Annotated in this window: 11 protein-coding genes and 1 tRNA gene; 8 read left to right on the top strand and 4 right to left on the bottom strand. The window is 38.6% G+C overall.

Annotation, left to right across the window (positions count from 1 at the left end):
• Nucleotides 1–7 precede the first annotated feature (7 nt).
• Nucleotides 8–490, top strand: a complete 483-nt coding sequence (locus Aso01_RS00065) for a pyridoxamine 5'-phosphate oxidase family protein (protein ID WP_004938491.1) — start codon at nucleotides 8–10, stop codon at nucleotides 488–490.
• Between the two features lie 44 nt (nucleotides 491–534).
• Here Aso01_RS00065 and Aso01_RS00060 read toward each other — a convergent pair whose 3' ends face one another.
• Both Aso01_RS00060 and Aso01_RS00055 read right to left on the bottom strand, forming a co-directional pair.
• On the bottom strand, nucleotides 535–1,002 hold the full coding sequence (locus Aso01_RS00060; protein WP_004938488.1) for a BLUF domain-containing protein: 468 nt from the start codon (nucleotides 1,000–1,002) through the stop codon (nucleotides 535–537).
• A gap of 33 nt (nucleotides 1,003–1,035) precedes the next feature.
• Nucleotides 1,036–1,488, bottom strand: a complete 453-nt coding sequence (locus tag Aso01_RS00055; RefSeq protein ID WP_004938485.1) for a BLUF domain-containing protein — start codon at nucleotides 1,486–1,488, stop codon at nucleotides 1,036–1,038.
• A gap of 1,381 nt (nucleotides 1,489–2,869) precedes the next feature.
• On the opposite strand from Aso01_RS00055, the gene Aso01_RS00045 reads away from it, so the two are divergent.
• The gene (locus Aso01_RS00045; protein ID WP_004938479.1) at nucleotides 2,870–3,445 is read left to right on the top strand and encodes a DUF2726 domain-containing protein; all 576 of its coding nucleotides are present in this window, start codon (nucleotides 2,870–2,872) and stop codon (nucleotides 3,443–3,445) included.
• Between the two features lie 256 nt (nucleotides 3,446–3,701).
• Here Aso01_RS00045 and Aso01_RS00040 read toward each other — a convergent pair.
• Together Aso01_RS00040 and Aso01_RS00035 are read right to left on the bottom strand one after the other, a co-directional pair.
• Nucleotides 3,702–3,778 (bottom strand) — tRNA-Arg (locus tag Aso01_RS00040).
• A 533-nt stretch (nucleotides 3,779–4,311) separates the two neighbouring features.
• Entirely contained in the window at nucleotides 4,312–5,004 is a 693-nt protein-coding gene (locus Aso01_RS00035) for an exonuclease domain-containing protein (protein WP_004938476.1), read from the bottom strand.
• Between the two features lie 177 nt (nucleotides 5,005–5,181).
• Here Aso01_RS00035 and Aso01_RS00030 point away from each other — a divergent pair, with 177 nt between their 5' ends.
• The 6 genes from Aso01_RS00030 to Aso01_RS00005 form a co-directional block, all read left to right on the top strand.
• Nucleotides 5,182–6,405 carry an alpha/beta hydrolase gene (locus tag Aso01_RS00030; RefSeq protein ID WP_004938473.1) on the top strand — a complete coding sequence of 408 codons (1,224 nt, stop codon included), beginning with the start codon at nucleotides 5,182–5,184 and terminating at the stop codon, nucleotides 6,403–6,405.
• A 155-nt stretch (nucleotides 6,406–6,560) separates the two neighbouring features.
• Nucleotides 6,561–7,814, top strand: a complete 1,254-nt coding sequence (gene glyA / locus Aso01_RS00025) for a serine hydroxymethyltransferase (protein WP_004938470.1) — start codon at nucleotides 6,561–6,563, stop codon at nucleotides 7,812–7,814.
• A 162-nt stretch (nucleotides 7,815–7,976) separates the two neighbouring features.
• Nucleotides 7,977–8,768, top strand: a complete 792-nt coding sequence (locus Aso01_RS00020; RefSeq protein ID WP_025094768.1) for a hypothetical protein — start codon at nucleotides 7,977–7,979, stop codon at nucleotides 8,766–8,768.
• 32 nt (nucleotides 8,769–8,800) lie between these two features.
• A complete protein-coding gene (locus Aso01_RS00015; RefSeq protein ID WP_171063761.1) occupies nucleotides 8,801–9,907 on the top strand; it encodes a toxic anion resistance protein in 1,107 nt (368 codons plus the stop codon).
• A gap of 25 nt (nucleotides 9,908–9,932) precedes the next feature.
• The gene (locus tag Aso01_RS00010; protein WP_004938461.1) at nucleotides 9,933–10,844 is read left to right on the top strand and encodes a hypothetical protein; all 912 of its coding nucleotides are present in this window, start codon (nucleotides 9,933–9,935) and stop codon (nucleotides 10,842–10,844) included.
• 113 nt (nucleotides 10,845–10,957) lie between these two features.
• Nucleotides 10,958–11,614: thioredoxin family protein (locus tag Aso01_RS00005; RefSeq protein WP_042065046.1), on the top strand; the 657-nt coding region annotated here is incomplete at its 3' end.

The following is an 11,614-nucleotide window of genomic DNA, read 5'->3' as shown; positions in this document are numbered from 1 at the left end:
AAATATCATGGATAACACTTTAAACGATTACGAAAAAATTGAAAAACTGATCCAGCATAGTCGAATTGTGATGGTTACTTTTACTAATCATGACGGACACTTACATAGTGCGCCTATGACCAGACAAAATAAATCATTTGACGGTAATGTATTTTTCATCGGAGCCAAACACTCCGAATTAGTTCAAAGTATTGCATCACAGCCAGAAGTTAACCTTGCTTATTCTAGTAGTGATTCTTTTGTATCCATCAGCGGTAAGGCGCAGTGTATTAATGATCCACAGTTGCTCGAAGAACTCTGGTCGCCTGCTTATCAAATCTTCTTTAAAGAAGGTTTACACGATCCTGATATTCAACTGATTCAAGTCACATGCCATGGTGCGCAATATTGGGAAGGGGATGGAAAACTTGTGACGTTATTTAAGCTTGCCAAAGCTTCAGTTACGGGAGAGCAAGACAATCTGGGTGAATCGAAATCTATGCGATTATAAGCCATTGATCTGTTAATTGTATAAGCGCCGTAGAGATGGGCTTTTTACAGGTAAGGGTTAATTCCTCGCTGATGAAGCCCCACCTTGCGGCGCAGCTTAGTTTGCTCTTCTTGCAGCAACTCATTCACAAATTGGGGTAGAACATCCTCATTCAACATGGAGGGGTGAAAACCATCTTCATTGAGCTGTTGGAAAAAAAGGTCAATTTTAGAGCTTTTTTGGACATATTTCATCGACCATTTTTTAAAATAAATTCTTTTAATTTCAATGGCTTTAAACACATTAATTTCATGGTGACGAGGGTCTTGCATTATGCGTTGCATAAGATCGTTTAAGATTTCCTCTTCACCTTCAAGGCACTGGAAAAATGCATTATTGGCATAATACAGTACACCATAAATTTGGTGCTTTGCATTGAAATCACGAGCCTTACTTAAAATATCATTCAAATTCTCAATCAAATCGCCAGCATCCACTGGTCGTATGCTGGAGTAGCACAGTCTTATTTTCATTAACTACGTCCTGCTATTGAGAATAAATCGAAATCAAATTTTAGGATGATGATACTGGTTTGCCAACGTGTGCGGTTCTTCACTTAAAAGCTGGATGAATGACGGTATTGTTGAGTCAGACAAAAGATAAGGGTTAAATTCATCTAGATGGGTCTGTTGGAAAAAATCAGCTAACCGTTTATTTACAGGTGCAAACTTCATGCTCCAATGTTTAAAAAGGCGCTGTTGCATCGATTCACGATATAGAATTTCACAATTTTGATGTCGGGAATCTTTAAGAATATGTTGATAAAAAAGCGTATCGATTTTCGATTGTTCACCTTCTAGGCACTGCACAAAGTAACCATATCCGTAATATAGTACACCTGTTATTTCATTTCTAGAATTAAAATCAACAGCAGTGTTTAAAATATCAATCAGATCTTGCTTTAATTCTGGGTGTAGATGACTTGCTTTACTTGCGTACAAGATTCTAACCATTTCCATGACATTTTCCAAAGCTAACAATAAGGTTTTTAGTGGGTAATGGCACTGGTACTTCGCCCACGTGTGGTAAAACAAGAAATGTAAGGTGTGCATTGGTCTTTATGTGATAAGCCGCACACAATACATAGTTTTAATCGACAAAGCCACTTCTTTCATAAGGAATTTTCCGATTCATGTATATTATAAACTAAATCACTGTTTTATAAGTAAAAAAATACAAAATAAAATGTTTCTAATTACATGTGGTTTTATATGTTTTTGTAAGTATATAGTGAGAAATTTACCAAATGGTATACATAAGATTTTGAATTTATTGAAATATAAATTATTTTTAAAAATTGATGTTGTATAAAAAATAGACAAATGTAAGCTATTTCTCACAATCATGTAAGCTATGGATTATTTTAAGTTTGCGTAAGTTATCTATACTCAGTTCGTACATTATCTTGTTCATTTTTTCCATAGAAAAATGAATAATAACTTAAACACCTTTATAATAATTTTATAAAGAATAAAAGAATAAGATTAGGGGACTTACGAGTTAGATAATGTATAGCGTGTTTCCTCCTCCTTAGCACACACCTTCCTAAGGAGGAGGAAATTTTTATTTTCATTCGAAAAGGTCATCAAAATGCAGATTGTTAAAAATATCTTTATATCATTTGTGTATATGATGATTGTTTCTATTTTAATTGTAATATTTTACCGAATTGGTATTCATAAATATGTCAATATTACCGTAAGTGCCATTATCTTTGGTTTACTAACTTTCTTCTATTTTAAGACTATTGTTTCATCATTGCTTTGTCATTTATTTTATTATGGTATGTTGTTTTACTTGAGTCAGACGCTTGATGTTTTAATGATGCTTTTAATTTCCATAAGTACAATGATCGTCATGAAAATATATTTAATCGGGTGGAGTAAGTTTGATGCTTATATTAAAGAAAATCAGATATATAGAAATTAAATTAATCTATATAAATAAAGAATGAAAATAGAATTTAGATTATGGTCTTTATATTTTAGGTTTTTTTTTATTTATTTCAATAATTTTATTTATAAAATATTTTGTGTAGCCATAATTTTAACTAGAATTTGAATTTAAAAAATTATAGTTTACTAGTTGCTTGATTAGTGATAGATATTTTGATTTTTTTGGAATTTATATAGTAATAGAAATTTTTTTAAACATAGTTATTTAAGTAACTTTTTAATCTTATTCACAATGTTAAAAACACTATACATAGCTACATATGTTCTGATACGATCTTAATCACTAAATCAAAAGGTTTGTATAAATACATTCTAATTTAATTTTAAGTCTTCATTGATCTTTGCATACTAAACTTTAACTTATAATTAAAAAAAGAGGTGTAAGATGTCTACATTATTGGTATTAATCGTTCTGATTGGGGTGGTTGTATTTGTTCTTGCAACACTAAAAGGAGATAAAAAAGCAAGTAAACAAAGAAATCCCATTAAGGGCAAACGCATCTTAACGATGAATGAGCAACCAACTTTTTTTAGATTAAGAGAAGCACTCCCAGAGCACATCATTCTAGCGCAAGTTGCTTTCAGTGCTTTTATGACTGCTAAAGGATTTCCAACACGTAATTTATTCAATCGTAAAGTTGCAGATTTTGTAGTGTTAGATAAATCACTCAATATAGTTGCAATTGTTGAGTTGGATGATTCATCACATATCGGAAAAGAAGATAAAGACGCAGACAGAGATGCATTAGTTGCTGAAGCAGGTTTCCGAGTGATTCGATACAAGAGAACCCCAGATTTTGCACAAGTACAAAAAGATTTTGGGGTTTTTCCCATCGCCCAATCTGTTCCTGAATCTAACCCAATCAAAGAATCTGAAGAAAATTTAGAAAAAACCAAAATTATTACAGATGCTTTTATTTTTCAATCAGAATTAGGGGAGCGGAAAAAGCTATCTGAATAGTTCAGATACCTTGATTGGTGAGTGTCGGGTGTGCAAGCGTAAATCGATTTTTTGATGTAGCATTTTTGCATGGTCCAACTTCATAGAACAAATGATTGAACTAATCTGATTCTATAGCCGTATAAGTTGAATTAAAAAGATGAATTCTGTTTTGAAGATTTGGAACGCTGAAAGTGAATTCGAACCTGTGCTATTTTATAATGTTACGCCAGATTTGCGCCAAAGTAGGTTGTAAGCTATATAATTAAAGAAATATTGGTGCGCTCGGCGGGGATCGAACCCACGACCCCAGGCTTCGGAAACCTGTACTCTATCCAACTGAGCTACGAGCGCATGCGAAGCACATCATAGGCAAAAAAAGGCCTGGGGTAAAGTGACTCATACACAGAAGTTTTTCTTATGTTTATTAAATCATCAATTGTAAGCAATTGATCTTTATTGGTGTACAAATAAAAAGAGCCCATCGAGATGGGCTAAAGGGCTAAATCTTGCATATCCATAAGAATTATAAATATGCATATTTTGAAAATTCATAGCATCATACTAAGAATTTCAATAAATGTTTCTTCGTCTTTAGTCGTAGTTCGATTATTTTTTAGACGTGCCAGTCGTCATCTAATAGCTTGGTTTTAATTTTTAAAATAAAAATCATAGAAAACAAAACCTTAAAATTATAATAAAATTAAAATTGTTGAGTGGCTTTAGTACATCTATGCAAAAATAGCATAGATGTACTTAGACAAACCGCATCTAAATCAAACTCAAGATCGAGTTTTTAAGACTTATATAGTTATAAGGTCTATCAGTTATCAGTAATAGACCTTAAATATATAACTTGTTTTTTATAAAATCTGGCAGGATTTCACTTATGAAATGGCCTTGGTTTCCAAGGCTTTTTTAAGATAAGGATCGAGTTCATCCTGACGTAGTAGCCATTGCACATAATCGTGTGGTAAATCCTTGATTGCAGTGCCACGGTGTTTACCAAAGTTAATTTGTTCAGGAATCCGTGCTTCTTCCGAGGCGACATAAAGGGCGTCGATATTTGAAATATTTAAATGATGTACGATATGCATCAGTATATTGGCTGTCAGAATAATGTCTGCATCGGCACGATGGGCACCTTTAAGCATTTCTCGTGCTTTTGTACTGCCTTTTGAGATCAGATAAATCAACGCAGAGATATTGTGTGCCTCAGCTTGTGGCCACACTTTACGCGCAAGTGCCAATGTGCAAATTGCCTTAATCTGTGAGGTATCGACACCACATCTCGCAATTGCATTGATATCGTAATCGACATTATGTCCAATAATGTATTGTGTTTGCTTAGGTAAAGAAAAGGTCGTGAAATGTGGTTGATGCTCCAGATCAGATTCTAGAATATGATGAACGGCCATTGAAGCATATGAAATCGGCTCATCTACACTATAAAGTTGATCAAATAGCTCACTCTTGTCGAGCGTTAATTTACCTTCAAAGATTTCTACAGGCGCATAAGCAATTTCAATTGGATTACCGTTTAACTGATGCGTTTCGGTATCTAAAATAATGGCGTTCATATTGCTCAGTAAGCTGACAGGTGATTTGTCAATTTATCATTCTCTTGTAATCAGGCAAAGCCTTTAAAAGGTGGTTTGATCAACCTGCAAGCGATGCTTGTGAACCGCTAACTTTTCCGCTATGTTTAAACAGAAAATAAATACAATCAGCAAAGAAGCTTAAAGGACAAAGCAACAATGAAAAAACATCTCATGGTTTTAACCACACTCAGTGCCTGTATTTTTCTAAGCGCCTGTAATGATAGTAGTGACTCCGATTCATCAAGCTCATCAAGTAATGTGCCTGAAAATAATATTCAGAATCCTGTTGTAGGAATACCTGCAGCATATACTCAATCTGGTATGGATCAGGTTGCTGGTGAAAGTGTGGTCATGACTTACAAAATGCTCGGAATAAGTGGGCAAGAAGTATTGGCAACATCACTGGTTTTCACACCAAAAGGTACACCACCAAGTGCAGGTTGGCCAATTGTGGCTTGGGCACATGGAACGACAGGTGTGGCTGATATTTGTGCGCCAAGTCGTAATGTCATGGATGAAAATGTAAAAACCATGATCACTCAGTTGCTGGCGCAGGGTTATGTTGTTGTAGCACCAGATTATGAAGGATTGGGAGAGCCGAATGGTAAAGAAATTCATCCTTTCTTAAATGTAAAAAGTGAAGCGTATTCAATTACCGATGCGGTTGTAGCAGCAAAAAGCTATTTGGGAGCAAAAGCTGCCACAAGGTGGGTCGCAGTGGGGCACTCGCAAGGTGGACAGGCCGCGCTCGGAGCAGCACAATATGCGTCGCGTGCAAAGCTGACCTATAAAGGTACAATCGCTGTAGCACCAGCATCAAATCTGGATCTTATTTTAAACGCCGGGGAGCTTTCAGCTGCAAACCAGCCTGTGGCTGTCCAAATTCCAACATATACCAATTTAGATACTTACACAGCCTTAATTACTGCCGGACTGCGCAATCCAAATCCGTCCTTGCAATACAGTCAAATTTTTAAAAGCCCTTCAGATAAAATTGCCGCTCAAGCAGAAAGTGTCTGTGCGCCAGCCTTGGCACAATCATTTGCGGTAGGGCTGACAGCGTATGCTAATCAGAACAACAATAGCTTAACTGGCTATGGTCGTACTCAGGATGGCTTTCTCAATTTACCTGTAGTGAAAAATTTTACCAGTACAGATGGGCAACCACTAACAGTTAAAGTTTCAACGCCTATTAAGATTTATCAGGGGCAGGCCGATACTACGGTGCCATTTATTGCAACCAACAAGCTTGTTACGGAAGCAAAATTAGCCGGTACGAATATCAACTTTATTACCAATCCGACTTGGACACACGGCAGTGCGTATAGCTTGAATATTTCCAATATTGTCACCGACGTAAATACTTTGTTTACCCAGTGAGTTAAACTTTTTATGGCAAAACGGCTGATCCGCGCAGGATGAGCCATTTTTATGCATAACTGAGCAACTTCGCCCTGCTTAAACTCAAACTTCATGATACAATAGCGTCCAATCTTAGCACGGCTTAAAAGCCCTACTACATAGGACCCTCGCTAATGTTTGCCAACATTTCTCTTTCTGAATTTGATCCAGAATTGGCCAAAGCAATTGAAGCTGAAGATGCGCGCCAGGAAGCGCATATTGAGTTAATTGCATCTGAAAACTATTGCTCTCCTGCGGTGATGGAAGCGCAAGGATCAAAGCTTACCAATAAATATGCAGAAGGTTATCCGGGCAAACGCTATTACGGCGGCTGCGAATATGTAGATGTAATCGAACAACTTGCAATTGACCGTGCAAAAGCGCTTTTTGGTGCTGACTATGCAAACGTTCAACCGCATGCTGGTTCACAAGCAAATGCTGCGGTATATCTTGCACTTTTAAATGCAGGCGATACGGTTTTGGGTATGAGCCTTGCACACGGTGGTCACTTGACTCACGGTGCAAAAGTTAACTTCTCTGGCAAAACTTACAATGCTGTACAGTACGGTTTAAATCCAGAAACTGGTGAAATCGATTATGACGAAGTTGAGCGTTTGGCACTTGAGCACAAGCCACGTATGATCGTTGCTGGTTTCTCTGCTTATAGCCGTATTGTCGACTGGCAGCGTTTCCGTGATATCGCGGATCAAGTGGGTGCATATCTATTTGTTGATATGGCACACATCGCTGGTTTGGTTGCAGCTGGTGTGTATCCAAACCCAGTTCAAATTGCGGACGTTACTACAACAACGACTCACAAAACACTTCGTGGCCCACGTTCTGGCTTGATCTTGGCGAAAGCAAATGAAGAAATCGAGAAGAAACTTCAGTCTGCTGTGTTCCCAGGCAATCAAGGCGGTCCGCTTGTACACGCTATTGCTGCAAAAGCAATCTGCTTTAAAGAAGCAATGACGCCTGAATTTAAAACGTATCAACAACAAGTTGTTAAAAACGCGCAAGCTATGGCAGATGTGTTAATCGCGCGCGGTTACGACATCGTATCGGGTGGTACAAACAACCACTTGTTCTTGTTGTCACTTATCAAACAAGACATCACTGGTAAAGAAGCTGATGCATGGTTAGGCGCTGCCAACATCACCGTTAACAAAAACGCCGTACCAAACGATCCACGTTCACCATTTGTGACTTCTGGTATCCGTATTGGTACTCCGGCGGTAACTACGCGTGGTTTTGGTGAGTCTGAAACGCGTGAATTGGCGGGCTGGATTGCTGATGTACTTGATAGCAAAGGCGACGAAAGCGTGATCGCTGAAGTAAAAGCAAAAGTTGAAGCAGTGTGTGCGAAGTTCCCAGTTTATGCGAACTAAGTCATACTGAAAAAAAGACCTCCCATCCGGGAGGTTTTTTTATATCGGTTTTTGGGGTGTGTAAAAAATGTTTAACATAAATCCATCATCTTGCTAAGTTTATCATCTAGGTGTTTACTTAAAATCATCCTATGATGGTATTCATCAGTTCAATTCATGGTTATGGCTCAGTTGAATGCATTAATTCCGCTTGATCAGATTGATACAGACCCAAAACAGGTCTTGGCGATCAAACGTATGGATCTTGTGCCACTACTCGACAATCCGTACCGATTAAATCACTATGCCGATCAGCTGATTCAAGCTCAGGCTGTATTGCTAAACCAAATTTCGCCTGAACTTACGCATGATTTAAGTCGTGTGATTTCTCATTTGATTGATAAATTGTCTAAATCTGACAAGGTCATTAAGAAAAAATCTTTTAATCGTTTGCAAAAATGGTTTGGCGTAGACATCGAGCATGATCAGACACAACTCAATTATTTGCATGGATTAGATGCATTAATCGAGCAGGCGGATCGATTGAGTCAGCAGCTTGCAGTCGAAATTCAAAAATCACAATCACGAATTCAACAGTTACTTGGTCTGCGCGAACAAATGGCACTTTATATCGTGGCTGCACAAGAATTTTTGGGTGAATATCCTGCTTTTATCCGCCATCAGCATCCACTCGATCACTTTTCAGAGCGGCTATCTAAAAAAATCAATAGTTTGCAAACACTACAAGCCAGTAATGATCTTGCCATCACGCAAATGTTTTTAACCCAACAGCTCTCGTTTGGTTTGCTTGATCGTTTTAAAGAAGCTCAGCAAGTACTGATTCCAGCTTGGCAATATCATTTGAAACAAAGTATGCAAAACAGCTCGGCACTTGAATTGCAAAAACTTGATCATAGCCGCGAAAGTTTATTAACTATTTTAAGACAATCATTAGAAAAGAGGGTAGAACCATGACGCAGTTTGAGTCAGACCAACAGCCGAATGTGATGAAATCCGACACTGCTCTCACGCAGCATGAATTTGATGGATTGGATTTAAAAGCGTTAGGTTTACAGCCGGAGGATTTTATTCATGTGCAGGATGCTCATCGTGAGCTTGCAGATTTAAATCACGCTACTGTTGCCGAATATGGTAAAGACATTGCCAGCGTAACCTCTGCATATACCGACGAGCTTTTACACTTGGTGCGTAGTAAGGATCTCGATGAAACGGGTAAGAAATTGAACGAAGTGGTACACGTGGCCAAACAGCTCAACACTTCAAGTATTTTAAATAAACCTAAAACCTCGACCATTCCACTGATTGGCGGACTTCTGAATCGTATGAAGGGCGCAAAACAAAGCTTTGATCAAAACTTTGTCAATACCAAAGAGCAGATTGATGGCTTGGTAAAAGAGATCGAGACCACGCAAATCGGCTTAAAAACTCGAGTGAATACTCTCGATAAAATGTTTACAGCTGTACAAGATGAACACAAACAACTCGGGGTTTTGGTTGCAGCAGGAAAAATCAAGCAGCAACAATTACAAGCACAAATTCAGCAATTAACCGAAGATTCCAATGCTCAGCAGCATACTCAGGCCATTTACGATTTAAATCATTTATCCAATAATCTTGAAAAGCGTGTGAGTGATTTACAAGTATTGCAGCAATCCGCCATGCAGACATTGCCTATGATCCGGATTATTCAATCGAATAACTTAATGCTAGTGGATAAATTTTATGCCATAAAAAACATTACATTACCCGCTTGGAAAAATCAGATTAGCTTGGCAATTTCCTTGCAAGAGCAACAAAACAGTGTGCAGCTTGCCAAACATATTGATGATGCCACCAATGAACTTTTACGACGTAATGCAGAATTACTACATCAAAATTCAATTGACACCGCGAAGGCCAATCAACGATCTGTTATTGATATTGAAACACTTGAGCACGTTCAAAATACGCTGATTAAAACGGTCAATGATGTGATTCAGATTCAAAAAGAGGGCATGCAAAAGCGCGATGAAGCTACCGTTCGTTTACGTGCATTACAAGATAATTTGCAGCAACTGGTGATTGATTCAAGTCGCACCAAAACAGAAACTTGATTGAAATACGCTTTGGGAGAAAACATTGCCATCTGTCAAACATTACCCCATTCACCCCGAAGATATCCAAGCTCGTCTTGTCAATTTGAAAAAAAGACAGCGAGGCTTAAGTGTATTCGGGATTGCTGCACTCAGTGTATGTGCACTTGCGGTATTGTTTTCATTTACACTTCAGCCTGTAATTTATGGCTTTTTTGATTTGAGTACACAAATCAAGCAGCTTCATATTCCAGCGGGATTTGAGGGACAATTGTTTGTCGATGAGCAACCCGATTATTTAATAACCTTATTGTCATGGTTGGGGTGGTTGATACTCAAACTTACGGTGAGTTTTTTTGGTGCTTTTATTTTTGTACGCCTACTTAAAAAATTCCGTTTTTTTAAAGTCCGATTTAAATCTTTGATTTTACGCTTTGTGGCATGGCTTATTGGATGGATTTTGATTTGGTCTGGCTTAACCTTTCTCCAATATCATCAGCAAAGTGATGAGGCGCAAGCGTATGCTGAGTTGGTTCAATATGATCAGCGCATTCAGACCAGTCCGATTTTTCAATATTTACAACAAGCCCATTCACCTCAACCCGTCAAAGATTATTTACTCGCGCAAACTGCGCTGTTACATCGTCCCATAGATAAGGATGCTGCTGTATCCTACACCAGTAGTCTGATTCGTGCCGAACGCACGGATCCACATTTTTTTGAATACGGCCTCAAACGCGAGCAATTGTGGACCATTCAGCATCAAGTTTACGGAAAAAGCATTACACCGATGGCGCAAAGTATCGATGCGCAAGCACGTCAAGCATCACGTATCAGTGAGGTCACTCAGCGATTGAGCTGGGGATTAAGCTTTGTGGCGTTTTTGGCTGGGGCAATACTTTATGGCTTAAATGTAAACCTTAAAGCTCGTATTCGGCGGATTGAAGCTCGATTTTAGTTTTTATTCAAAAAACCGATTGTATTGATAAAAACATACCGTTTCACCTATCAATGCATTTATCTTATTCTTCTCAACAAGTTAAATTATTTACTCCTTTGGAGCTGTTAGGCATGTTAGACCAAAATATCAAGACTCAACTTAAAACTTACCTAGAACGCTTAGAAAGCCCAATCGAACTGGTTGCTGCGCTTGATGATTCGGATAAAGCCGCAAAGATCAAAGAACTGGTGACTGAAATCGCAGAACTCTCTGATCGCGTGACCGCTCGTTTTGATGGCCAGAATCCACGCCGTCCAAGCTTTGGTATTGCCAAAGCGGGTGAACAGCCACGTGTGTTTTTTGCTGGCTTGCCAATGGGCCATGAGTTCACCTCATTGATTCTGGCGTTGCTACAGGTATCAGGCTATGCCCCTAAAGTTGCGCCTGAGCTTTTAGAGCAGATTAAAGGCTTGCAGGTGAGCGATCATTTTGATGTATTTGTGTCGTTAAGCTGCCATAACTGTCCAGATGTTGTACAGGCCCTCAACCTGATTGCCATTTATAACCCGAATGCAACAGCCACCATGATTGACGGTGCCTTCTTCCAGGATGAGGTTGAAGAACGCAAGATCATGGCTGTGCCGATGGTGTTCCAAAACGGTCAGCATATTGGTCAGGGCCGCATGACGCTTGAAGAGATTGTAGCTAAACTCGACAATAATTCGGCTGAAAAAGACGCTGCGGCCATCAATGCCAAAGCTGCCTTTGATGTGCTGGTGGTCGGTGCC

Origin of the sequence: Acinetobacter soli, from assembly GCF_000760595.1 — a bacterium.
In the GTDB taxonomy this organism is placed as follows: Bacteria; Pseudomonadota; Gammaproteobacteria; order Pseudomonadales; family Moraxellaceae; genus Acinetobacter; species Acinetobacter soli.
Note: the sequence above shows the minus strand (reverse complement) of the source record. Positions and strands in the feature narration are given on the sequence as shown.

Excerpts from the sequence above, each read along its gene's own strand:
- Aso01_RS00065 (WP_004938491.1), top strand. The coding sequence starts at position 8 with ATGGATAACACTTTAAACGATTACGAAAAAATTGAAAAACTGATCCAG.
- Aso01_RS00060 (WP_004938488.1), bottom strand. The coding sequence starts at position 1,002 with ATGAAAATAAGACTGTGCTACTCCAGCATACGACCAGTGGATGCTGGC.
- Aso01_RS00055 (WP_004938485.1), bottom strand. The coding sequence starts at position 1,488 with ATGGAAATGGTTAGAATCTTGTACGCAAGTAAAGCAAGTCATCTACAC.
- Aso01_RS00045 (WP_004938479.1), top strand. The coding sequence starts at position 2,870 with ATGTCTACATTATTGGTATTAATCGTTCTGATTGGGGTGGTTGTATTT.
- Aso01_RS00035 (WP_004938476.1), bottom strand. The coding sequence starts at position 5,004 with ATGAACGCCATTATTTTAGATACCGAAACGCATCAGTTAAACGGTAAT.
- Aso01_RS00030 (WP_004938473.1), top strand. The coding sequence starts at position 5,182 with ATGAAAAAACATCTCATGGTTTTAACCACACTCAGTGCCTGTATTTTT.
- glyA (WP_004938470.1), top strand. The coding sequence starts at position 6,561 with ATGTTTGCCAACATTTCTCTTTCTGAATTTGATCCAGAATTGGCCAAA.
- Aso01_RS00020 (WP_025094768.1), top strand. The coding sequence starts at position 7,977 with ATGGCTCAGTTGAATGCATTAATTCCGCTTGATCAGATTGATACAGAC.
- Aso01_RS00015 (WP_171063761.1), top strand. The coding sequence starts at position 8,801 with ATGAAATCCGACACTGCTCTCACGCAGCATGAATTTGATGGATTGGAT.